Raw genomic sequence first — 23367 nt, 5'->3', positions numbered from 1 at the left:
ACGCCATCGCCGGCATGCTGGCGCCTCTTCGCGTGGGTGTAGGTCAACGTGTATGGGAGGATTTGTCCCTGGTCGCAAAATTCCAGGCACAAAAAAGCCCGCTCAGTGAGCGGGCTTTGTGTGGTGACCTGGCGTTCAGTATTCCAGGTTTCCGAATATGGCGCAGCGGACGGGACTCGAACCCGCGACCCCCGGCGTGACAGGCCGGTATTCTAACCGACTGAACTACCGCTGCGCGTAGCATTGGACGTAATGGTGGGTGATGACGGGATCGAACCGCCGACCCTCTGCTTGTAAGGCAGATGCTCTCCCAGCTGAGCTAATCACCCTTTACGTTCGGTGCGGGGCGCATCATATACGAAAAAACTGCAATGTGTTGATTTAAATGCAATTTATTTGAAATATCTTTCCGTCGGCAACCTACACCCCGGAAAAACGGCGCTTGTAGCGTGTAAACGCGGGTCTCTTGTGTTTACCCGGCCCCGGCCCCACAATTAGAAACCATTCTCAATAACACCTGAGCCGCGCCTATGTCTGTGGGTGAACCGCCATTCCAACGGGAAATAACCCAGCTCTACAGCGAGCACCATGGCTGGCTGCTCACCTGGTTGCGGCGCAAGTTGGGCTGTCGGCACAACGCCGCCGACCTGGCACAGGACACTTTCGCACGCATCCTGAACACCCGTGAGTCGGTGGCGACGATCCGTGAACCCAGGGCCTATCTGAGCACCACCGCCCGGCGACTGATCATCGACCAGGCCCGGCGCAGGCAGATCGAACAGGCCTACCTGCAGGAGCTGGCGCTGACGGTAGACGCGCTGGAGGGATTCCAGTCGCCGGAGCAGATCCACACCACCCTTGAGGCCCTGGAACAGATCGCGTTTATCCTCGAAGGCATGCATGAGTATTCGCGCCAGGCGTTTGTGCTCTATTACCTGGAAGAACTGACCCAACAACAGATCGCCCGTCAGCTCAAACTCTCGGAACGTACCGTGCGCAAATACCTGATCCAGGCCCTGATGCATTGCGGCCATAGCATGGACACCTGACGCCCCCATGCCCGACGCCCGCCAACAGATCGAAGAACAAGCTGCCGAGTGGATGCTGCGCCTGCATGACGGCGAGATGACCGAGGCACAGCGCCTGGCGTTCGAGTGCTGGAAACAACAAGGCCCGCACTACGCCGCGGCCGCCGCACGCATGGAAGCGGTGATTTCACGGATGCAGGCCCTGCGCGGGAAAAAGTCCCCGGCACGGGCAGCACTGAATGCGGCCTTCGCCGATAAAAAAACGCGTCGCAACACAAATGCACTGCGTGCCCTGCTGCTGGCTTGCAGCCTGGCAATTCCCACAGCGGCACTGCTCGTTAGCCCTTATCCCCGGCAGTGGATGGCTGACGTGCGCAACGGCCCGGGCCAATGGCAAACCCTGACTCTGGCGGACGGTTCGGCACTGAGCCTGAACGGCATCAGCGCGGCCAACCTGCATTTCGACGCCACACAACGGCGCATCGAACTGTTGCAAGGCGAGATCCTGGTGGACGTGGCCCACGATCAGGCGCGGCCGTTCATCGTACAGACCGCCCAAGGCAGCATGCGCGCACTGGGCACGCGGTTTGTGGTCAAGCGCGAGGGCGATAGCACCGTACTGACCCTGCTCGAATCCCGCGTGGCCGCACACAGCGCCGATGCCCGGCAGACCCTGGAAGTGGCCGCCGGCGCCCAGGCCCTGATCAGCAACGACAGCGTCCGCCTGATCGGCAGCATCGACCCGGCGAGCATCAACGAAGCCTGGCGCCGGCATCAACTGGTGGTGGAAAACCGGCCATTGCCCGAGGTCCTGGACGAAATCTCGCGGCACCGCGCAGGCCGCCTGCAATTTGATCGTGCCGCGCTACAGGGCCTGCGGGTATCAGCCGTGATCCCGCTGGATGACAGCGACCACGCCTTGCAATTACTGGCAAAAACCCTGCCGATAAACGTGCGCACCTTTACGCCATGGCTGATCGTCGTAACCCCCGCGCCAACACCCAATAAATAATTATTCGCATTTGCTTCCGGTTTTTGCGCCGTTGCCCGTCAAGCAAGGTAGTTCGACACATAAAGGATTGCCTTTACCATGCACACCCCTTCCTACCCGCGTGGGCGCTCTGGCCTGCTGAGAAGCGCGCCGTTTTCCCTGGCTTTGCTCGCCGCCACCGTTGGCGCATTGCAAATCAACCCGGCCCAGGCGGATACGGCCAGCACCGCCGCCCAGGCTTACAACATTCCCGCCGGACCACTGGGCAGCTCGCTCAACCGTTTCGCCCAGCAGGCCGGCGTGGCCATTGTGTTCCAGTCCCGGGAACTGGAAGGCCTCAAAGGGCCTGGCCTGCAAGGCAACTACGGGATACAGGACGGTTTCGACCGGCTGCTGCAAGGCAGCGGCTACGTTGCGATAAAGGGCGATCAGGTGTATGCCCTGCAACCCGCGCCTGCTGCCAGCAACGGCACCCTGGAGTTGGGCCCGACACAGGTCAGCGGCAACCAGTTGGGTAACGTCACCGAAGACAGCGGCTCCTACACGCCTGGCAGCATCGCCACCGCGACGCGCCTGGTATTGACGCCCAAGGAAACTCCGCAGTCCGTCAGCGTTGTTACGCGCCAGCACATGGATGACTTCGGCCTGAACAACGTCGACGATGTGATGCGCCATACGCCGGGCATCACCGTGTCGGCCTTCGACAGCGAGCGCAGCAACTACTACGCCCGCGGTTTTTCGATCAATAACTTCCAGTACGACGGCATCCCTTCGACGGCGCGCAACGTTGCCTACTCCGCCGGCAACACCTTGAGTGACATGGCGATCTACGACCGCGTCGAAGTGCTCAAGGGGGCCACCGGCCTGCTCACCGGCGCCGGCTCACTGGGTGCGACGATCAACCTGGTGCGCAAGAAACCCACCGCCGACTTCCAGGGGCATGCCACGCTCGGCGCCGGCTCCTGGGACAATTACCGCAGCGAACTGGACGTCAGCGGCCCGCTGACCGAGAGCGGCCATGTGCGTGGCCGGGCGGTTGCCGCCTACCAGGACAAGCACTCGTTCATGGACCATTACTCGCGCAAGAGTCCGACGTACTACGGCATCATGGAGTTCGACCTGTCGCCGGACACCCTGCTGACCGTCGGCGGTGACTACCAGGACACGCTGCCCAAGGGCTCCTCCTGGTCAGGCAGCTTCCCGCTGATCAACTCCAAGGGGGATCGCAACAAGGTCAAGCGCTCGTTCAACAACGCCGCCGACTGGAGCAGTTGGGAGCAATACACCCGTACCGTGTTCGCCATGCTCGAACACGACCTGGGCAATGGCTGGGTGACCAAGCTGCAACTGGACCACAAGATCAACGGTTATCACGCACTGATGGGTTCGATCCAGGGCGATCAGCCGCAACCCGACGGCAGCGCGCACCTGACCTCGGGCAAGTACACCGGGGAAACCGTCAGCGACTCGGCCGACCTATATGTCAGTGGCCCGTTCAGCTTCGGCGGGCGTGAGCACGAACTGGTATTGGGCGGCTCGATCAGCGCCTCACAATGGAAAGGCAAAGGCTACTGGAACCTCGACCCGAACATGGTCGACTTCAATAACTGGCATGGCCACGGCGCGATGCCGGACTGGGGCAATGCACAATCGCTGATCGACGACACCATCCGCCAGACCGGCGCGTATGTGACCACGCGCCTGAACCTGGCCGATGACCTCAAGCTGCTGCTGGGCGGGCGCCTGGTCAACTATCAGGTCACCGGCTATAACCCCAGTTATCGCGAGTCCGGTCGCTTCGTACCATATGTTGGCGCGGTCTACGACTTGAACGACACCTACTCGGTATATGCCAGCTACACCGATATCTTCATGCCCCAGGAAAACTACAACCGCGACCGGGAAAACAAGCTGCTTGAGCCGGATGAAGGGCAGAACTGGGAATTGGGCGTGAAAGCCGACTTCCTCGACGGCCGGGTGAACGCCAGCGCGGCGTACTTTGAAATCCATGAATCCAATCGCGCGCTGTCCGATGACGCGTACAACAACCAGAAGCCCCAGCCGTCCAACTACGCCTACAAGAGCAGCAAGGCGGTGACCAAGGGCTATGAAGTGGAAATGTCCGGCGAGATTGCCCCCGGCTGGCAGCTTCAGGCCGGCTATACCCACAAGATTGTGCGCGATGACAAAGACGTGAAGATCTCCACGTTCGAGCCTGAAGACCAGATCAAGCTGTACACCACCTACAAGCTCAAGGGCAACCTCGACAAGTTGACCGTCGGCGGTGGCGTGCGCTGGCAGAGCGTGGGCTGGCAGGATATCTACAACACGCCTCATAACGGATACGAAGAGTTCTCCCAGGAGGCCTACTGGCTGGTGGACCTGATGACCCGCTACCAGGTCACCAAGAACCTGTCAGCGACACTGAACGTCAATAACATCTTCGACAAGTCCTACTACACCAATATCGGCTTCTATAACTCTGCCGCCTACGGTGAACCGCGTAATTTCATGGTCACCACGCGCTGGGATTTCTAAAACCCCATAAAAAACGCCCCCGGTCATCGGAAATGACCGGGGGCGTTTTTTTGGCCGAAGGTTTTAGCAAACCCCAGGCAGCAAAAAGCCCGCTCGATGAGCGGGCTTCCTGTGGTGACCTGGCGTTCAGTGTTCCAAGTTACCGAATATGGCGCAGCGGACGGGACTCGAACCCGCGACCCCCGGCGTGACAGGCCGGTATTCTAACCGACTGAACTACCGCTGCGCGTAACACATGAAGCGAATGGTGGGTGATGACGGGATCGAACCGCCGACCCTCTGCTTGTAAGGCAGATGCTCTCCCAGCTGAGCTAATCACCCTTCGTTTCGGTGTGGCGCGCATTCTACGGAGCGTCCCCAAGTCTGGCAAGCACTTTCTTAAATCTTTTTTTTCAGCCCTTCCAATGGCTTAGGCAGGGTTGGCCTCAGGCGTTATCAAGAGAATAATGCCCCACTTTGTATAAAGGAGAGACTCACCCCATGTGGTTCAAGAACCTGCTTATCTATCGCCTGACCCAAGATCTGCCTGTTGATGCCGAGGCGTTGGAAACTGCAATGGCCACCAAACCGGCGCGCCCTTGTGCAAGCCAGGAGTTGACCACTTACGGCTTCGTCGCGCCTTTCGGTAAAGGTGAAGATGCGCCCCTGGTGCACGTCAGTGGTGATTTCCTGATGATCGCCGCACGCAAGGAAGAACGCATCCTGCCGGGTAGCGTGGTGCGTGATGCGGTGAAGGAAAAGGTCGAAGAGATCGAAGCCGAGCAAATGCGCAAGGTCTATAAAAAGGAGCGGGACCAGATCAAGGATGAAATCATCCAGGCCTTCCTGCCCCGCGCCTTTATCCGGCGCTCGTCGACTTTCGCCGCCATCGCGCCGAAACAGGGCCTGATCCTGGTCAACTCGGCCAGCCCCAAGCGCGCCGAAGATTTACTGTCGACCCTGCGTGAAGTGATCGGCACCCTGCCGGTACGCCCGCTGACCGTGAAAACCGCACCCACCGCGATCATGACCGACTGGGTCACCACCCAGAAACCGGCTGATGACTTCTTCGTCCTCGACGAGTGCGAACTGCGCGACACCCACGAAGACGGCGGCATCGTGCGCTGCAAGCGCCAGGACCTGACCGGCGAAGAAATCCAACTGCACCTGACCACCGGCAAAGTCGTGACCCAACTGTCCCTGGCCTGGCAGGACAAGCTGTCGTTCATGCTCGACGACAAGATGACGGTCAAGCGCCTGAAGTTCGAAGACCTGCTGCAAGACCAGGCCGAACAGGACGGCGGCGACGAAGCCCTGGGCCAACTGGATGCCAGCTTTACCCTGATGATGCTGACCTTTGGCGACTTCCTGCCGGCGTTGGTGGAAGCATTGGGCGGTGAAGAGACCCCGCAAGGTATCTAAGCCGTGTGAAGATCAAAATGTGGGAGCGGGCTTGCTCGCGAAGGCGGAGGGTCAGTTGATGAACAATTGACTGACCCTCCGCCTTCGCGAGCAAGCCCGCTCCCACATTTGATCCGGTTTCCACCCTGGTTACCTTTCTAATAATAAGGACACCGCCATGCGCGCACTCGCCGCCTTGAGCCGTTTCGTCGGCAATACCTTCGCCTACTGGGTGCTGATCTTTGCCGTGGTCGCGTTCCTCCAGCCCAGTTGGTTTATCGGCCTGAAAAGCGCCATCGTGCCACTGCTGGGCCTGGTGATGTTCGGCATGGGCCTGACCCTCAAACTTGAAGATTTCGCCGAGGTCGCACGCCACCCGTGGCGTGTGGCCCTGGGGGTGGTCGCGCACTTCGTGATCATGCCCGGCGTGGCCTGGTTGCTGTGCCAGGCCTTCCAGCTGCCACCGGAAATTGCCGTCGGCGTGATCCTGGTCGGCTGCTGCCCAAGCGGCACTTCATCCAACGTGATGACCTGGCTGGCCCGGGGCGACCTGGCGCTGTCGGTGGCCATCGCCGCCGTTACCACCCTCCTCGCCCCGTTGCTGACCCCGGCACTGATCTGGCTGCTGGCCTCGGCGTGGCTGCCGGTGTCGTTCATGGAGCTGTTCTGGTCGATCCTGCAAGTGGTGCTGCTACCCATCGTCCTCGGGGTATTGGCGCAACGCTTGTTGGGTGATCGCGTGCGGCATGCCGTCGATGTGCTGCCATTGGTCTCGGTGGTGAGTATCGTGATTATCGTCGCGGCGGTGGTCGCGGCGAGCCAGGCGAAGATTGCCGAATCAGGCCTGCTGATCATGGCGGTGGTGATACTGCACAACAGCTTCGGCTACTTGCTGGGCTACTTTACCGGCCGCGTGTTCAAGCTGCCGCTGGCCCAACGCAAGTCGTTGGCACTGGAAGTAGGCATGCAGAACTCGGGGCTGGGCGCCGCACTGGCCAGTGCGCACTTCTCGCCACTGGCGGCGGTACCCAGTGCGCTGTTCAGCGTCTGGCACAATATTTCCGGGGCGTTGCTGTCGACGTATTTCCGCCGGATGAGTGAAAAGGAAGATCGCAGGATCCTCGCCGAAACTTGATCGGGCGCGCGCTTTTCGGCACTCTACGAGCCTTCGCGGGGACGACCCCACGACTCGTTCGAGCATTCAATCCGGGGACGGCCCCACGTCTAAAAGGAAGGTCTTTATGTCCTGGGTCATTCTGTTTTTCGCCGGGCTGTTTGAAGTTGGCTGGGCCATCGGCCTGAAGTACACCGACGGCTTCAGCAAGCCGCTGCCCACCGCCCTGACGATTGGCGCCATGGCCGTCAGCCTTGGCCTGCTGGGGCTGGCCATGAAGGAGTTGCCACTGGGTACCGCCTATGCCATCTGGACCGGCGTCGGCGCAGTGGGCACGGTGATTGCCGGGATTATCCTGTTTGGGGAGTCCATGGCGCTGTTTCGGTTGGCCAGTGTGGCCCTGATCATTGCCGGGTTGATCGGCCTCAAAGTCAGCGCCTGATGCCGTCGTAGGTGCCGGTTTGCCGGCGATGAAGCCCTTGAATCCTGTGCTGGATTGTCGGGCGCCATCGCTGGCAAGCCAGGCGCCTACCGGGTGCTGCCACGCAGTGCCAGCACCTGCGCCTGCAACGCCTGCGGCGTAGCCGCCTCCACCGCCAACGGCGGCCCCGCCACTAACGTCACCCGCGACCAGATCCGGTGAAAGATCCCTTTGTTCGGATCGCGGCTGAAGAAGCTCCCCCATAACCCCTGCAACGCCATGGGAATCACCGGTACCGGCGTCTCCTCAAGAATCCGCGTCACCCCACTCTTGAACTCATTCATCTCGCCGTCGGCGGTCAATTTTCCTTCCGGGAAGATGCACACCAGCTCGCCAGCCTTCAGGTATTGGCTGATGCGCTGGAAGGCCTTTTCGTAGGTGTCCAAATCCTCATGGCGCCCGGCAATCGGAATCGCGCCCGCTGTCCGGAAGATAAAGTTGAGCACTGGCAAGCGGTAGATCTTGTAATACATCACAAAGCGAATCGGCCGACGCACCGCGCCACCCATCAGCAGTGCATCGACAAACGACACATGGTTGCACACCAGCAACGCCGCCCCTTCATCCGGGATGTATTGCAGGTCGCGATGCTGCACGCGGTACATGGAGTGGCCGAGCAGCCAGATCATGAAGCGCATGGTGAACTCGGGAACAATCCTGAAGATGTAGGTGTTGACCGCGATATTAAGCAGCGACACCACCAGGAACAGCTCGGGGATCGATAGCTTGGCCACGCTGAGAAGCAGGATGGTGAAAATCGCCGAGACCACCATGAACAGCGCATTGAGTATATTGTTCGCGGCAATCACCCGCGCCCGCTCGTTCTCGGCGGTACGCGACTGGATCAAGGCGTACAGTGGCACGATGTAGAAACCACCAAATACTCCCAGCCCAAGGATATCGAACAACACCCACCAGGCCTGGCCATAACCCAACACCGCCAACCAGTCGTTGGCCTGGACGTTCTGCGGGAAGCCGTCGGAATGCCACCACAGCAACAGGCCAAATACCGTCAGGCCGAACGAACCAAAGGGCACCAGGCCGATTTCCACCTTACGCCCGGAGAGTTTTTCGCAGAGCATCGAACCCAGGGCGATACCCACCGAGAACACCGTGAGGATCAGGGTCACCACGGTCTCATCGCCATACAGCCACTCTTTGGCGTAGGCGGGGATTTGCGTGAGGTAGATCGCCCCGACAAACCAGAACCACGAGTTGCCGACAATCGAACGCGACACAGCGGGCGTCTGCCCCAGGCCCAGGCGCAAGGTGGCCCAGGATTGGCTGAAGATATTCCAGTCCAGGCGCATCTCGGGGCTGGACGCTGCTGCCCGCGGGATCCCCCGGCTGGCCAGGTAGCCCAGTACCGCAATCGCGACAATCGCCGTGGACACCACTGGTGCGTAGTGCGCAGAGGACATCATGACCCCGGCGCCGATAGTCCCGGCGAGAATCGCCAGGAACGTGCCCATCTCCACCAGGCCGTTGCCGCCGACCAACTCTTCTTCGTGCAACGCTTGCGGCATGATCGAGTACTTCACCGGGCCAAACAGCGCCGAGTGGGTGCCCATGGCAAACAACGCCAGCAGCATCAATTCCAGGTGATTGGTCATAAAGCCCACGGCGCCGATGGCCATGATCACGATTTCACCGATCTTGATCGCACGGATCAACGCATCCTTGTTGAATTTTTCGCCAAACTGCCCGGCCAGGGCCGAGAACAGGAAGAAGGGCAGGATAAACAGCAAGGCGCACAGATTGACCCAGATAGAGCGGTCGCCCTCGATGGCCAGCTTGTAGAGAATGGCGAGGATCAACGACTGCTTGAAGATGTTGTCGTTGAACGCGCCCAAGGATTGGGTGATGAAAAACGGCAGAAAGCGCCGTTTGCGCAGCAAGGTGAATTGCGAGGGGTGACTCATCGTCCGTGTTCCTGCGTGGCCTGAAGGCTTTATTGATTTTTCAGGCCACGACTTTACCTAATCCTGCTTACTTATTCCCCACTCCTGCAATGCACGGTGAAACAAACAGCTCACCTTTGTACGCCCCCTGCACGGTGCGCTTGCTGACCACCAGCCACATCAGGGCCAGTGCGGCCACCAGTACGCTGCCGGTCACGCTGAAAAACGCCAGGTGCAAGGTGCTGCCCAGTTTCAAGGTAGTCAGGGCATAGACCCCCAGCGGGAAGGTGAAGCCCCACCAGCCCAGGTTGAACGGAATGCCGGCGCGCAGGTAACGCAGGGTGATCAGCACCGCTATCAACATCCACCACAAGCCCAGCCCCCATAGGGTGATGCCGGCAACGAGCCCCAGGCCTGCAGCAATCTCACCGATACCGGCAAAGCCATTGGCGGCGAAAATCGCTGGCGAATCCTGGCCCAGCAACAACATGCCCAGAGCCCCCGTGCCGATCGGGCCAAGGGCCAGCCAGCTCGACGCGGCCATATTGGCGTGGGGCAGTTTATGCAGGGCCATGCGCAGCATCAGGATCGTCAGAATGCTGAATGCTATCGGTAGGGAAAACGCCCAGAGCACGTAGCTGGTCACCAACATTACCCATTGTGAATGGGCGTCAGCCAAGTGCGGCGCCAACAGGCCACCACTGGCCGCCGCGACTTCGGCAGCCACTACCGGCAGCAGCCAGACCGCAGTCATCTGATCAATGCTGTGTTCCTGGCGGGTAAACATCATGAACGGGATCAACACCCCGCATGCCAGGGCCATGGCCACGTCCAGCCACCATAGCGCCTCAGCCAGTGGCACCACACCCTCACCCCAGCGCGGCAGGCCAAACAACAGCAGACCATTGATGATGGTCGCCAGGCCCATGGGGATGGTGCCAAAGAACATCGAGGCGGTGGAATGCCCGAAAATTCGCCGCGCTTCGTGAAAAAACATCACCCAACGCGCCGCGTACAAACCGCTGAACAACACAAACAGAAAGATCGTCAGCAGCCACAGCCCTTCGGCGATGGCATAGACACCCGGCAGTTGTACCGGCAATTGCGCCAGGGCCAACGCCAGCACGCCGGTCCCCATGGTGGCGGCGAACCAGTTGGGGGTGAACTGGCGAATCACTTCCCTGGGAGCGGCCAGGTGGCTGAACAATTTGTAGTTGGGGGTGATGCTATTGGGGCACGTCATGGCTCAATCCTCTTCCTCGTATGAGGTTGAGCCCATGATAGAAGCCAAGCGAATATCTATATAACGGGTAATATCTCTAACTGTTATCTATTTTACCTATATGAAGCCTTGATCGGTACTTGCTTCATCAAGCCAAACAGAGCGCCAAGCGCCAATACAATCAGCACCACACCGTAGCCATCAGTGGCGGCGATCAGGCCAAAACTGCGGGTCAGATTGCCTGCCAACAAAGACGGCAGGCAAAACGCCCCGCGCGCCTGGACTGAACAGTACCTGGACGAGATGAACTCGGAACCGGGGCGCAATATGATGCGCGATGCGCAGTGCAGCCAGACGCCGGGGTACTGCGTGACGATTCTGGGTGGGCAGTTACAGGTGATTCTGGAGCGTTGCCAGGGCAGCACACAAATCCAAATGTGGGAGCGGGCTTGCTCGCGAATGCGCTGTGCCAGTCAGTACATGTATTGGCTGACCCAACGCATTGGCGAGCAAGCCCGCTCCCACACAAACCCGCTCTCACATTTTTAGACCTTGCTCAGGTACGCATCCCACGCCCACTCACCAGCAACCGTGCGCACCCGATGTACAACACCACCGTCGCCACGATCATGAAGGTGATCGCCACGCTGATCTTGATATCCGACACACCCAGGATCCCGTAGCGGAAGGCGTTGACCATGTGCAGCACCGGGTTGGCCATCGACACCGTTTGCCAGAATGGCGGCAGCAAGGTGATCGAATAAAACACCCCGCCCAGGTAGGTCAGCGGCGTCAACACAAAGGTCGGGATGATTGAAATGTCATCGAAGTTGCGCGCAAACACTGCGTTGATAAAGCCCAGCAGCGAGAAGATCGTCGCTGTCAGCACCACCACCAGGATCGTCACCCCCAGGTGATGCACCTGCAGGTCGGTGAAAAACATCGACAGCACCGTCACAATCGCCCCGACCATCAAGCCGCGCAGTACGCCGCCCAGGGTGTAGCCAATCAGGATGGTGTGCGGCGACACCGGCGAAACCATCAGCTCTTCGATGGAACGCTGGAACTTGCTGCCAAAGAAACTCGACACCACGTTGCCGTAGGAGTTGGTGATCACCGACATCATGATCAGCCCCGGCACAATGTACTCCATGTAGGTGAAGCCACCCATATCGCCGATCTGTCGACCGATCAGGTTCCCGAAGATCACGAAATACAGGACCATGGTGATCGCCGGCGGCAGCAAGGTTTGCGGCCAGATGCGCATGAAGCGCTTCACTTCGCGGTAGACGATGGTATTGAGCGCTACCAGGTTGGGTTGGAACTCGGAACTCATACCGCCACCTTCGCCAGATTTTTCTCCACCAGGGACACGAACAGCTCCTCAAGGCGATTGGTTTTGTTACGCAGGCTCAACACTTCAATGTTCTGCAGGGCCAACTGGCTGAACAGCGCGGTGATGCCTACGGCTTTATCGACCTGGACTTCCAGCGTATGGCTGTCTACCAGGCGGGTTGGGTAGCCAATCAGCTGCGGTGGCTCCGACAGATTGTTCTTCAAGTCGAGCACGAACGTCTCCACATGCAACTGGCCCAGCAGGTTGCGCATGCTGGTGTTCTCGACAATGGTGCCGTGGTCGATGATGCCGATGTTGCGGCATAACTGTTCAGCCTCCTCCAGGTAATGGGTGGTGAGGATGATGGTGATGCCTTTCTGGTTCAGTTCGGTAAGGAACGTCCACATCGAGCGACGCAACTCAATATCGACCCCCGCCGTCGGCTCGTCGAGGATCAGCAAGCGTGGCTCGTGCACCAGGGCGCGGGCGATCATCAGGCGTCGCTTCATGCCGCCGGACAGGGAGCGCGATGGCACGTCACGCTTGTCCCACAGCCCCAATTGGGTCAGGTACTGCTCGGCACGCTCCTTGGCGATCTTCGGCGGGATGCCGTAGTAACCGGCCTGGGTCACGACGATATCAAAGGTCTTTTCAAACTGGTTGAAGTTGAACTCCTGGGGCACCACGCCGATGCTGCGCTTGAGCGCGGCGGGGGATTTATCCAGGTCATGGCCAAAGATATTCACGGTGCCACTGGTCTTGTTGACCAGGGTCGACAGAATGCCGATGGTGGTCGACTTGCCGGCACCGTTGGGGCCAAGCAAGGCAAAGAAATCACCTTCGGCGACATCCAGATCGATACCACTCAGGGCCTGGAAACCGTTGCCGTAGGTTTTGGTTAGCTGCCGGATGGACAGAGCGGAACTCATATCGGATTACGCACCAAGGAAGGGAATAGGAAGAATAGATAAGGGCGTGCCATACGAAATACAACCACAGCGCCGGCAGGCATGGTGCTTGCCGGCGCCGTACAAGTACAGTCACCTGTATTAATAGTCAGTATTAAGTCAACGCGGTCATCACCGCTTTCTGATAGGCCGGGCGTTGCTGCAAGCGCTGGTACCACGCCTCCAGATGGGGCATGGACGGACGCTCGATAGGCATCTCGAACCAGGCATAGATAAAGCTGCCCAGGGGAATATCACCCATGCCGATCTCGTTGCCGGACAGGTAGGGCTGCTCGGCCAGTGCCTGGTCCACGGTTTTCAACACCTCGATGCAGGCATTGCGCCCGGCATGGATGTTGTCCCAGTTCTGCCGATCGGCCGGGGTCCGCAGAATGCCCCAGAACACAATCTTGAACGGTTCGGCAAAGGTCGAAGTGGTCCAGTCCATCCACTTCTCGGCGTTGGCTCGCGCCTGCAGATCCGTGGGGTACCAGTTCGACGCCTGTTTGGCGCACAGATAACGCACGATCGTGTTGGACTCCCACAACACAAACTCGCCGTCCTCGATCATCGGCACCCGGCCATTAGGGTTCAACGCCCGATACTGCGGCGTATCGACCACACCAAAGGCCCCGCCCGCATCAATTGCCTCATAGTCCAGGCCGAGTTCCTCGGCGCACCAGAGTGCCTTCCTGACGTTTGACGAATTTTTACGACCCCAGATCTTCAGCATGACCGCCTCCCAGTGGATGAATGCCGCAGCAGCATACGCCGGTTCAGCCCTGACTCAAATCGCTCTGCATATCACCTAACAATTGCGGCGACTGCTCGCCAAACAGGTGTGGGTAACATTTCTTTATGTGCGCAAAGAAGAATTCTTCGGGCACCTCGGCAAATTGCCCATGGTCCACCACATACTCCATGGAACGCCGGCCCTGGCGGTTGAATGGGTGGAAAACACTGTCATTGACCCCGTCGAAATCCAGGGGGGGGACATCGAACAGTTCGCACAGTTGCTGGTTGAACGCCGGCGTCGCCTTGACCCAGCGCCCGTCCAGATACAACTCGGTGTAGCCGTGCATGGCGAACACATCACTCTTGAGCAGCTCGATCAGGCGCGGCGTCGATAAATGATTGCGCACATCCGCCAGGCCAATACGCGACGGTATGCCGCAATGCCGGGCGCAGGCCGCCAGCAGGGTGGCCTTGGGCACGCAATAGCTCTGGCCCGCCGCCAGGGCGTAGCTGCCACACAAGGTTTGCGGATCGCGACTGAAGGTGTAAGGGTTGTAGCGCACCGCTTCACGCACGGCGTAGTAGAGACTGACTGCCTGGTCACGGGGATCCTGGCTCGAACCGCGATGTTTTTCGGCGAACTCCACCACCGCAGGGTGGTCACTATCGATGAAGCGGCTGGGACTCAAGTACGCATTCATGGGAATTTTCTCCGAGGCGAGCCTGGAGTCTAACCACAGGCCCGACCGAGGGATAACGACGATTCGGCCAAATGTCGGGGCCTGCTGCCTGTGACTGAAGAGCACTTCCCGCCACACCACGTAACACCCTCAGGCACCGCTTTTTCGGATGCCGACTAAGCTCTGAGGGTGCTTCTGCCCCTGGTTTCACGGAGGATTGAATATGCTGTTGTTGTGGATACTGGTTCTGGTGCTCGGCATTGCCTACCTGGCACACCGTCGTACCGCCCCCCTGCCCGCCCTGGGCGTGGTCGCCGTCTACCTGTTGGCGATGGGCGCCTTCAGCCATGCGCCGGGCTGGCTGCTGCTGGTGTTCTGGGCCCTGCTGGCGGCGGTCGCTGCACCGCTGCTGCTGCCCGACCTGCGCCGCCAGTACTTCACCGCACCGCTGTTCAACTGGTTCCAGAAAGTCTTGCCGCCGATGTCCGAGACCGAGCGCGATGCCATTGACGCCGGTACCGTGTGGTGGGACGGCGAACTGTTCAGCGGCCGCCCCGACTGGGACAAGCTGCTGGCCTACCCCAAGGCGCAACTGACCGAAGAAGAACAGGCCTTTATCGACGGCCCCACCGAAGAGCTGTGCGCCATGGTCACCGACTGGGAAATCGGCCAGGCCATGGACCTGCCACCGGCAGCCTGGGACCATATCAAGCAACATGGCTTCTTTGCCCTGATCATCCCCAAGGAGTTCGGTGGCAAGGGCTTTTCGGCCTACGCCCATTCCCAGGTGGCGATGAAACTGGCAACCCGCAGCGGCGACCTTGCCTCCACGGTAATGGTCCCCAACTCCCTGGGCCCGGCAGAACTGCTGCTGCACTACGGCACCGATGAGCAACGCAACCACTACCTGCCACGCCTGGCCCGTGGCGATGACATCCCGTGCTTTGCCCTGACTGGCCCGCTGGCCGGTTCCGATGCCGGTGCGATGCCCGACACCGGGGTAATCTGCAAAGGCGAATGGGAAGGCAAGGAAACCCTTGGCCTGCGCCTGAACTGGGAAAAACGCTATATCACCCTGGGACCGGTCGCGACCCTGCTCGGCCTGGCCTTCAAGGCCCATGACCCGGACCACCTGCTGGGTGAAGAAGAAGACCTGGGCATCAGCCTGGCGCTGATCCCCACCGACACCCCCGGCGTGGAAATCGGCCGTCGCCATCTGCCCCTGGGCGCCGCGTTCATGAATGGCCCCAACTCCGGCAAGGACGTTTTCATTCCCCTGGACTTCCTGATCGGCGGCCAGGAAATGCTCGGCAAGGGCTGGATGATGCTGATGAACTGCCTGTCGGTAGGCCGTTCGATCTCCCTGCCGGCGGTGGGCACTGGCGCCGCCAAGTTCACCAGCCTGGTGACCGGCCAGTACGCCCAAGTGCGCGAGCAGTTCAACGTGCCACTCTCGGCCTTCGAGGGCATCCAGGAAGCCCTGGCCCGTATCGGCGGCAATGCCTGGCTGATGGACAGCGCGCGGATGCTCACCGCCAATGCCGTCGACCTGGGGGAAAAGCCCTCGGTGCTCTCGGCAATCCTCAAGTACCACCTGACCGAGCGCGGCCGCGAATGCATCAGCCATGCCATGGACGTGCACGGTGGCAAGGGCATCATCATGGGGCCCAACAATTACCTGGGCCGCAGCTGGCAAGGGGCGCCGATCTTCATCACTGTCGAAGGCGCGAATATCCTCTCGCGCAACCTGATGATCTTCGGCCAGGGGGCAATCCGTTGCCACCCGTTCGTGCTCAAGGAAATGGCCCTGGCTGGCCGTGAAGACCGCGATCAGGCCCTCAAGGAGTTCGATGGGCTACTGATGCAACATATCGGCTTTGCCGTGAGCAACGCGGCCAGCACCCTGGTGCTGAACCTGGGCCTGGGCCACTTCGAAAAAACTCCGGGCAACCGCTTGAGCCAGGGCTATTTCCGCGCGCTCAACCGCCAGGCTGCCGCATTCGCCCTACTGGCGGACCTGAGCATGATGCTGCTGGGGGGCGAGTTGAAGCGTCGCGAACGCCTGTCGGCGCGGTTGGGGGATGTGCTCAGCCATATGTACCTGGCCTCGGCGGCGCTCAAGCGCTACCACGATCTCGACTCCCCGGACCATCTGGAGCCGCTGTTTGCCTGGGCCATGGAAGAAAGCCTGGGCCAGTCGGAACGCGCGCTGGATGAACTGCTCGGCAACTTCCCCAACAAAGTGCTGGGCTGCCTGATGCGGGTCATCGTGTTCCCGTTCGGTCGCCGCCACACAGGCCCGTCCGACGCACTGGACGCCGAGGTCGCGGCAGTGATTGGCCGGGCCAAGGGGGATCCGACCCTCGAAGAGCTGCTGGCTGGCTGCTATCGCCCGCAATCGGCGCAAGACCCGGTAGGCGCGTTGCAACATGCCTACGACCTGCTGGGTGCCAGCCATCCCCTACAAAAGAAACTCCACAGCGCCCTCAAGAGTGGCCAGGTCAAGCCCCGCGCAGGGGAGCATGCCATCGAAGCGGCACTGGAAGCCGGCGTGCTGCAACCAGCTGAAGCGCAGACCCTGCGCGACGCAGAAGCTGCACGGCGCAAGGTGATCGATGTGGATGACTTCAGCAAAGAGGAGTTGGCCCAGGCACCAGGCAGAGTCCGCTAATACCGGCGGTCATATAAAAGCGGGCGCGAGAGCTATATACTCTCGCGCCCGTTTTTGCTTTATGAGGACTTACTCCCGTGTCCAACGTCGTTGCCGATCATCTCGTCTTGCTCGACCACCTGCGCAGTATCCTGGTTGCCGTCGGCGAAGCCGAACAGGTTCCCGAGGAAAGCCACGCGTTGTTCCTGGAGCGCTTTGATGAACTGCGGGCCATGCTGCCCATCGACCCGATCGAAAGCCAATACCTGGGCCAGGACATCATGAGCCAGGTCATCCTGCGCTACCCGCAGATTGCCCATCTGGTGCCACGTGACCTGCTGTGGTTTTTCGGCGGTGACTGCCTGCACTTCATGCCCGACGATGAACTGGACCTGTACCAGGCCCTGGAAGAACGCCGCTTCGAAGCCGAGCAGAACGACGAGCCTTTCGACTGGAACCAGGAAAAGCAGTTGCTGGCTATGCCCCAAGACCAGTCCAAGCACTGATCCCGAACGCACCGAAAATCCAGGTGTGGAGAGGGCTTGTGTAGGAGCGGGCTTGCCCGCGATGGCTGAGTGCCAGTCGATACATGAGTTGACTGATACACCGCTATCGCGGGCAAGCCCGCTCCCACATTTTCGCTCGCGCGCCTACCGCCGATGCAATGTCGGCTCCCGCGCCATGCACTCCACCAGATAATCGATAAACACCCGCAACTTCGGCGGCAGGTATCGTGTGGGGGAATGCAGCAACCAGGCATCACCATGGTACGAGGCAATGAAATCCCATTGCGCCAGGACCTGCACCAACCGCCCCTCCTCCAATGCATGGCGCGCAGTGAAATACGGCAAGCTGCCAATCCCCACGTCCTGCAACACCGCATCCAACCGCACCCCCGTGTGATTGGCCGCATAGCGCCCATGTACACCCACCGTCACTGTTTTGCCAGCCTGGCGGAATTTCCAGCGCGCATCCCCGGGGGTTTCGCCCAGGTAGATGCAACTGTGCTCCAGCAAGTCATGGGGGTGCAGCGGCATCCCGTGGGTGGCCAGATACTGGGGCGTGGCACACAGCAAATGCTCGATCGGCAGTAACTGGCGCCCCACCAAGCCCGGCGGTGGGCTGTCGGTGATACGGATGCTCAGGTCGACATTGTCATCAATCAAATCCACCGGTCGATCCTCCAGGATCAACTGCACATCGACCTTGGGATAACGCCGCAGAAATTGCGGCATATGCGGATGCACCACAAACCGCCCGACCGCCTTGGGCACGCTGACCCGCACCAGCCCTTCCGCCTCGTGGGTGTACTGGCCGCTGATTTCCATGACCGAGCGCGCCGCGTTGACCATTTCCTGACAGCGCTTGAACACGGCCTCGCCCCCTTCGCTCAAGCGCAGCTTGCGCGTGGTGCGCTGCAATAACCGAGTGGCCAGGGCCTTTTCCAGGCGCGAGATGCTACGGCTCACCGCCGATGGCGAAGCCCCCAACTGGCGCGCGGCCTCAGAAAAGCTGCCGGTTTCCACCACTTTGACGAAAATCGCCATTTCACCCAGCAATGGCAAAGGAAGATTGATGCTCATGACGCACAGGTCCATTGATATTTGAACGGATTATCACCCATTCAAGCACTACTTATACTGCGGCGCAGAACCCTGATGTGGATGTAGATGATGACCCAACGCCTGTTTTTTACCCATGACCACCTGGTTGCCGATGTTGATGTACTGGAGTGCACGCCTCATGAACAGCAGTTTGCGGTAATCCTGCAGTCCACCATTTTCCATCCCCAGGGTGGCGGCCAACCCTTTGATACCGGGTGGCTGGGGCACAGCAATGTGTTGAAAGTGGTGCAGGAAGAGCAGCGTATCGTGCATTACGTGGACCAGCCCGTCGCACTTGGCCCCCAGCAAGCGCGGGTCGACGGCGAACGCCGCGCCCTGCACACACGCCTGCATTCGGCCGGGCATCTGATCGGCAACGCCGGTGAAACCCTGGGCTGGATGCCGATCAAGGCCCACCACTGGCCAGGTGAAGGCAAGATCAGTTTTATCCGTGGAGAATCGGCACAAAACATGGAAGCCGATGCCTTGCAGGATCAGGTCAACCAATGGATCGCTGCGGACCTGCCACGCCATATGACATTGGACGGCGGCACCCGGGAGGTCGGCTTTGGGGAGCTGCCGTCCTACGCCTGCGGCGGCACTCACGTGCAAACCCTCGCCCAGATCGGTCCAGTCACGATTCTCGGACTGTCCGAGAAAAAGGGCACGCTGTCGGTTCGCTATAGCCTCGACTGACGACACCAGCCTGTGAGTGGCAGGCGGCGTTTTCGTACTGCGATAGGACATCTCCCCCACCAGAGGCTCCCCTCCGGCGGGTGGGTGATGCTAGTGTGTGGAAATATTTCTGATGATACCGACAGAAACTTCCTACTCACCACCTGCAAAGGAATGCCCCAGCAATGGACTTCTCCCTCAAGCACCTGGCCGCCGCCACCCTGATGGTCGCCAGCCTGTCGGCCTTTACCACGCCAGCCTTCGCCAATATCACCCCACAACAGAGCGCGACCATCCTCAAGACGTTCAATGACGCCTCGATCAAGGACTTCCGCACCTTTCTGGGTAGCCTGGCCAAGAGTGAGCTGGGCAAAACCGCCGATCTCGCCCCGGCAATCAGTGCCTTTCTCGATAACAAGAGCCTGTCGGCCGAGCAGCAAAACGAGATTCACCGCCTGCTGGGCCTCTACGCCCGGGTGAAATACGGCGCAGCGGCGACCGAGACTCTGCGCGAGCTGGTGGCCATTCCGACCTTCCAGGTGGAAGGCGTAGCCCAGCACGACAACCCTGAATTCATCAAGATCGCCGACAAGATCAAGAGCCTGGCCCAGTCTTTTAACCTGAGCTTTCGCAACATCGACAATCGCGTCTATGAAATATCCCTGGAAGGCACTGGCGATGAAGTGGTCGGCATCCACGCCCACGCCGACGTGGTGCCGGTGACCCCGGAAAACTGGGTACTGGCCGACGGCACGCGCCTCGACCCATTCAAGGTCACGCTGATTGGCGACCGCATGTACGGCCGCGGCACCGAGGATGACAAGAACGGCATCGTGGTCACGCTGTACGCCATGAAAGTGATCAAGGAAGAAAAGCTGCCACTGGCACGCAATTTCAAGCTGCTGGTAGACACCACTGAGGAAACCACCGGCGACGCCATTCCTTATTACTTTGAACGCAACCCGACACCAAACTACAACCTGGCACTGGATGGCGGCTATCCGGTAGTGATCGCCGAGAAGGGTTATGGCACGGTCATGGCAACCTTTGCCAAGCGCAAGGCACAAGGCAACGGCGCCGAAATCGTCGCGATGACCGGCGGCCTGGCGACCAACCAGATCCCTTCGGCGTCGGTGGCAACCTTGCGCAGTGACAAACCCGCCGAACTGGCTGCCAGCCTGCAACAGGCCGGCGCTGCCTATGCCAAGGCCCATGGTGGTGATTTCACGGTAGATGCCAAGGTTGTCGGCAAAGACGTCAAGCTGACGGTTACCGGGGTATCGGCTCACTCCTCCGAGCCCGAGTCCGGCATCAACCCGGTGGCGCGGATGCTGGACTTTATCAACAGCCTGGGTGGCAAGGTGGCGCTCAAGCACAACGAGATTACCGACGCCGCGCGCTACGCCGCCGAAAACTGGGGCCTGGACTACCTGGGTGGCAAATTGGGCGTGGGGTTTTCCGATGAGTTCATGGGGCCGCTGACCACTTCCCTGACCTTCGTGGGCATCGATGAAAAAACCTTCAAGCTGGCAGTCAACCTGCGGGTGCCAAAAGGCAAAGCGCCGCAAACCCTCAAAAAGGAAATCGCCGACAAGCTGAACGCCTGGAGCACCAAGACCCATATCGCACCGACGTTCGATTACTCGATTGCCGCGCCGATGTACCGCAACCCCGAAGGCGAATGGGTCAAGGCGTTGCTGGCCGTGGCCACGGAAAACCTGGGCATGGAATCCAAGTTCGGCACTTCAGCCGGCGCAACATCGGTGCATGAGCTGCCCAACGGCGTGCAATTTGGCCTGGCACGGCCTGAAGCCAAGTACACCGGCCATACCGACAACGAGTTCAAGACAACCGAACAGTTCCTGCTGGACCTGCAGATCGTGACCGAGATGATGGGGCGTATAGGGCAATTGCCCAAGCTGTGATCAGAGGATTGGGCCAACCTTGCAGGCAAGTCCGTTCCTCCAGCCTTGAATCCCGGGCAAACAAAAACGCCGCTCATGACACAGCGGCGTTTTTTTTAGAGGCGGCGCTACAAACAGCCCCCACACATTCAGGACACGATTGTCACTTGGGAGCATTGGTAGAAGAGAAAATGTAGCGCGCAAAACGCCATTTTCCATCGGTTTCACGGTGCAGCAAAAATACTTCCTGGTTCCCTTCAGCGCTGCTCGATTGCGCGGCCGCCAGCGGTTTGACAATACCGTTGGAGCGAGTGCGGGCAAAGGCCCAATCAGGTGACAGCGGCTGAATCTCATCAATCGTAAACCGTACGTTGAGCTTGATCGCTGCGAAGACCCGTTGATAGGCCTCGCGCACGGCATCACGCCCAACGGCAGGCAAACTGTTTTGCGGCATGAACACCGCGTCCTCTGCGTACAACGCCATCACCTGGTCCAGGTCCGAAGCATTCAACGCCGTTTGATATTGCTGCAGCTGGGCAGTGACCGCCTCTTTCACCGCTTCTTTTGCGCCAGCCGGTTGAGTCGCCATGGCAATAGCGGGGAGAAGCAAGGCGCCCAAGGTCAGCGCCAGTAATGAAGTACGCATGATGTGCTCCTTAGTGTCAGAGTTTTACGACCAGCTTGCCCAAGGCACCGTCGCTTTCCATCAGGCGATGGGCATCAGGTATCTGCTCGAATTCAAAGGTTTTCGTGCGGATCGACGGCATGCGCCCCGCTTCGACTTCCTTGGCAATCCACAAAAGCGGGCTGTCCTTGAGGGGCATGTCCGGCGTGCCGAGCAGGCCACTGCCGAAGAAGTTCAGCTTTACGGCCGCCGGCAGGTCCTGCATCAGGTGCAGTTGCTCCAGCACCGGTGCCCCTCCCAGCAATCCGATAACGCTGACGGCACCAAACGGGCGTACCGTCTTGAGGCTGTCGCGCAACGTCGCGGCACCGACCACCTCCAGCACCGCATCAACGCCTTGAGGAGCCCGCTGGCGAACCTGCTCGGCGATCGATCCGTTGTCGACCACCACGTCATCGGCTCCCATCTCGCGCAAGCGCTGGACCTTGTCTGCCGAGCGGGTCGTGGCAATCACTTTCAGGCCGCGGGCCTTGGCATAGGTCAGCGCCGCCAGGCCGACTGAAGACGTTGCGCCGCGAACCAGCAGCGTCTGGCCTGGCTGGATCGCCAGGCTCTTGTCCAGCGCGCCCCACACCGTGAGGTAGGCTTCAGGTAACGCGGCAAGCTCTTCCCATGAAAGTGTCGAACCCTCCAAAGAAATCACATTGCTGCGCAATACCGTCACCTCTTCGGCATAGCTCCCATTACGGGCGAACTGCATGCCGCCCATGGCGGTGGCGACGCGCTGGCCGGTACGCAGAGTGCCCGAAGGATCATGAATCACTTCCCCCACAGCCTCGATGCCCGGTACCCGCGGAGCCGTGATCGGGCCCATTTTCCCGGCACGCAGATAGGCTTCCGCACGGTTGAGGCCCAATGCCCGCACACGAATCCTCACCTCCTCGCTGGAGGGTTCTACAGAAGGAATGTCTTTGAGCGTCAAGGCCTCAGGGCCACCTGCTTGTTCAATGACAAAAGCTTTCATGCTAATGGCCTCAGGCACGTGGTTGAGTGGTAGCGAACAGATAGCGGTGAATCTTCCAGTTACCTTGTTCGTTACGGAACACGAACAACTCATTGTTGCCTTCGGTCACATCAATCCCGGCAGCCAGAATGCGCGTGGTCCCAGCCGAGGAGGTACGCACCCAGGCCCAGTTGCCGACTTCTTCGATCTCATGGATGGTGAACTTGACATTCAACTTGAGGGTGGCAAAAACCTGCTCGTAACCGGCTTTCACCGCGTCACGGCCGACCAGGGCAGGTGCGTGCTGAGGCATGAACACCGGGTCGCTGCCATACAGGTCGAGAATGGTCTTGATGTCGTTGGTGTTGAGGGCGGTTTCGTAAAGGCCGAGAACAGATTTGATCGTCATGATGAAGCTCCGATTGATTGGAAGGTTCCGGCGTTGGGCCAGTGACTTCACTATCTATCAATCAGGATTGGATATTAACCACCCAGAATGACAATCACACTCTCATATATGGAAGGAACAGAAAAACAAGGTTGTGCCATACAG

At 59.8% G+C, this 23367-nt stretch carries 20 protein-coding genes, 4 tRNA genes and 2 pseudogenes; 11 read left to right on the top strand and 15 right to left on the bottom strand.

What is annotated here, in order from left to right; genetic code table 11:
- Positions 1-158 precede the first annotated feature (158 nt).
- Positions 159-235: transfer RNA gene (locus HZ99_RS26075), tRNA-Asp, on the bottom strand.
- Between the two features lie 18 nt (positions 236-253).
- Positions 254-329: transfer RNA gene (locus HZ99_RS26070), tRNA-Val, on the bottom strand.
- 201 nt (positions 330-530) lie between these two features.
- On the opposite strand from HZ99_RS26070, the gene HZ99_RS26065 reads away from it, so the two are divergent.
- From HZ99_RS26065 to HZ99_RS26055, 3 genes are all read left to right on the top strand, one after another.
- Positions 531-1049, top strand: coding sequence for a sigma-70 family RNA polymerase sigma factor (locus HZ99_RS26065; RefSeq protein WP_038447212.1), 519 nt, complete (start codon positions 531-533; stop codon positions 1047-1049).
- 7 nt (positions 1050-1056) lie between these two features.
- Positions 1057-2040 carry a FecR family protein gene (locus HZ99_RS26060; RefSeq protein WP_038447210.1) on the top strand — a complete coding sequence of 328 codons (984 nt, stop codon included), beginning with the start codon at positions 1057-1059 and terminating at the stop codon, positions 2038-2040.
- Positions 2041-2118: 78 nt separating this feature from the next.
- Positions 2119-4557 (top strand): TonB-dependent siderophore receptor, encoded by a 2439-nt coding sequence (locus HZ99_RS26055; protein ID WP_038447209.1) that lies wholly within the window; start codon positions 2119-2121, stop codon positions 4555-4557.
- Positions 4558-4706: 149 nt separating this feature from the next.
- On the opposite strand, the gene HZ99_RS26050 is transcribed toward HZ99_RS26055, so the two are convergent.
- Together HZ99_RS26050 and HZ99_RS26045 are read right to left on the bottom strand one after the other, a co-directional pair.
- Positions 4707-4783, bottom strand: a tRNA-Asp gene (locus HZ99_RS26050).
- A 19-nt stretch (positions 4784-4802) separates the two neighbouring features.
- Positions 4803-4878 (bottom strand) — tRNA-Val (locus tag HZ99_RS26045).
- Between the two features lie 159 nt (positions 4879-5037).
- Here HZ99_RS26045 and rdgC point away from each other — a divergent pair.
- The 3 genes from rdgC to sugE all read left to right on the top strand — a co-directional run bounded on the left by rdgC (position 5038) and on the right by sugE (position 7493).
- Positions 5038-5958 carry a recombination-associated protein RdgC gene (rdgC, locus tag HZ99_RS26040; protein WP_038447207.1) on the top strand — a complete coding sequence of 307 codons (921 nt, stop codon included), beginning with the start codon at positions 5038-5040 and terminating at the stop codon, positions 5956-5958.
- 157 nt (positions 5959-6115) lie between these two features.
- Positions 6116-7072: a bile acid:sodium symporter family protein gene (locus tag HZ99_RS26035; RefSeq protein WP_038447205.1), complete on the top strand. Its 957-nt coding sequence runs from the start codon at positions 6116-6118 to the stop codon at positions 7070-7072.
- 106 nt (positions 7073-7178) lie between these two features.
- Entirely contained in the window at positions 7179-7493 is a 315-nt protein-coding gene (gene sugE, locus HZ99_RS26030) for a quaternary ammonium compound efflux SMR transporter SugE (protein WP_038447203.1), read from the top strand.
- 86 nt (positions 7494-7579) lie between these two features.
- Here sugE and HZ99_RS26025 read toward each other — a convergent pair whose 3' ends face one another.
- The 3 genes and pseudogenes from HZ99_RS26025 to HZ99_RS29340 form a co-directional block, all read right to left on the bottom strand.
- Positions 7580-9454, bottom strand: coding sequence for an MFS transporter (locus HZ99_RS26025; RefSeq protein WP_038447201.1), 1875 nt, complete (start codon positions 9452-9454; stop codon positions 7580-7582).
- A gap of 67 nt (positions 9455-9521) precedes the next feature.
- Entirely contained in the window at positions 9522-10676 is a 1155-nt protein-coding gene (locus HZ99_RS26020) for a TDT family transporter (RefSeq protein ID WP_038447199.1), read from the bottom strand.
- A gap of 92 nt (positions 10677-10768) precedes the next feature.
- A pseudogene (locus tag HZ99_RS29340) lies at positions 10769-10924 on the bottom strand (MFS transporter); the annotation flags it as partial.
- A gap of 1 nt (position 10925) precedes the next feature.
- Here HZ99_RS29340 and HZ99_RS29335 point away from each other — a divergent pair.
- Positions 10926-11066: pseudogene (locus HZ99_RS29335) on the top strand (TetR family transcriptional regulator); the annotation flags it as partial.
- A gap of 145 nt (positions 11067-11211) precedes the next feature.
- Here the strand turns inward: HZ99_RS29335 and HZ99_RS26015 are convergent.
- From HZ99_RS26015 to HZ99_RS26000, 4 genes are all read right to left on the bottom strand, one after another.
- Entirely contained in the window at positions 11212-11991 is a 780-nt protein-coding gene (locus tag HZ99_RS26015) for an ABC transporter permease (RefSeq protein WP_029292774.1), read from the bottom strand.
- A complete protein-coding gene (locus tag HZ99_RS26010; protein ID WP_038447196.1) occupies positions 11988-12920 on the bottom strand; it encodes an ABC transporter ATP-binding protein in 933 nt (310 codons plus the stop codon). The genes HZ99_RS26015 and HZ99_RS26010 overlap by 4 nt, the downstream gene beginning before the upstream one ends.
- Positions 12921-13053: 133 nt before the next feature.
- Positions 13054-13671, bottom strand: coding sequence for a glutathione S-transferase family protein (locus HZ99_RS26005; protein ID WP_038447194.1), 618 nt, complete (start codon positions 13669-13671; stop codon positions 13054-13056).
- A gap of 43 nt (positions 13672-13714) precedes the next feature.
- Positions 13715-14374: a transglutaminase-like domain-containing protein gene (locus HZ99_RS26000; RefSeq protein WP_038447192.1), complete on the bottom strand. Its 660-nt coding sequence runs from the start codon at positions 14372-14374 to the stop codon at positions 13715-13717.
- Between the two features lie 202 nt (positions 14375-14576).
- On the opposite strand from HZ99_RS26000, the gene HZ99_RS25995 reads away from it, so the two are divergent.
- Both HZ99_RS25995 and HZ99_RS25990 read left to right on the top strand, forming a co-directional pair.
- A complete protein-coding gene (locus HZ99_RS25995) occupies positions 14577-17024 on the top strand; it encodes an acyl-CoA dehydrogenase (protein ID WP_038447190.1) in 2448 nt (815 codons plus the stop codon).
- Between the two features lie 77 nt (positions 17025-17101).
- Positions 17102-17509 carry a PA2817 family protein gene (locus tag HZ99_RS25990; RefSeq protein ID WP_038447188.1) on the top strand — a complete coding sequence of 136 codons (408 nt, stop codon included), beginning with the start codon at positions 17102-17104 and terminating at the stop codon, positions 17507-17509.
- A gap of 144 nt (positions 17510-17653) precedes the next feature.
- On the opposite strand, the gene HZ99_RS25985 is transcribed toward HZ99_RS25990, so the two are convergent.
- Positions 17654-18586, bottom strand: coding sequence for a LysR family transcriptional regulator (locus tag HZ99_RS25985; protein WP_038447186.1), 933 nt, complete (start codon positions 18584-18586; stop codon positions 17654-17656).
- 90 nt (positions 18587-18676) lie between these two features.
- Here HZ99_RS25985 and HZ99_RS25980 point away from each other — a divergent pair, with 90 nt between their 5' ends.
- Together HZ99_RS25980 and HZ99_RS25975 are read left to right on the top strand one after the other, a co-directional pair.
- Positions 18677-19303, top strand: a complete 627-nt coding sequence (locus HZ99_RS25980) for a serine-tRNA(Ala) deacylase AlaX (RefSeq protein WP_038447184.1) — start codon at positions 18677-18679, stop codon at positions 19301-19303.
- A gap of 164 nt (positions 19304-19467) precedes the next feature.
- Complete coding sequence (locus HZ99_RS25975; RefSeq protein WP_038447182.1) at positions 19468-21207, top strand: dipeptidase; 1740 nt, start codon at positions 19468-19470, stop codon at positions 21205-21207.
- Positions 21208-21349: 142 nt separating this feature from the next.
- Here the strand turns inward: HZ99_RS25975 and HZ99_RS25970 are convergent, their stop codons facing one another.
- From HZ99_RS25970 to HZ99_RS25960, 3 genes are read right to left on the bottom strand one after another with little or no spacing between them, the layout of a single operon-like run.
- Positions 21350-21832, bottom strand: a complete 483-nt coding sequence (locus tag HZ99_RS25970; RefSeq protein WP_038447180.1) for a YybH family protein — start codon at positions 21830-21832, stop codon at positions 21350-21352.
- Between the two features lie 16 nt (positions 21833-21848).
- Positions 21849-22835, bottom strand: a complete 987-nt coding sequence (locus HZ99_RS25965; RefSeq protein WP_038447178.1) for a zinc-binding alcohol dehydrogenase family protein — start codon at positions 22833-22835, stop codon at positions 21849-21851.
- Between the two features lie 10 nt (positions 22836-22845).
- Positions 22846-23223, bottom strand: coding sequence for a YybH family protein (locus tag HZ99_RS25960; RefSeq protein ID WP_038447176.1), 378 nt, complete (start codon positions 23221-23223; stop codon positions 22846-22848).
- Positions 23224-23367 lie beyond the last annotated feature (144 nt).

Source organism: Pseudomonas fluorescens, assembly GCF_000730425.1.
Lineage (GTDB): Bacteria > Pseudomonadota > Gammaproteobacteria > Pseudomonadales > Pseudomonadaceae > Aquipseudomonas > Aquipseudomonas fluorescens_X.
Note: the sequence above shows the minus strand (reverse complement) of the source record. Positions and strands in the feature narration are given on the sequence as shown.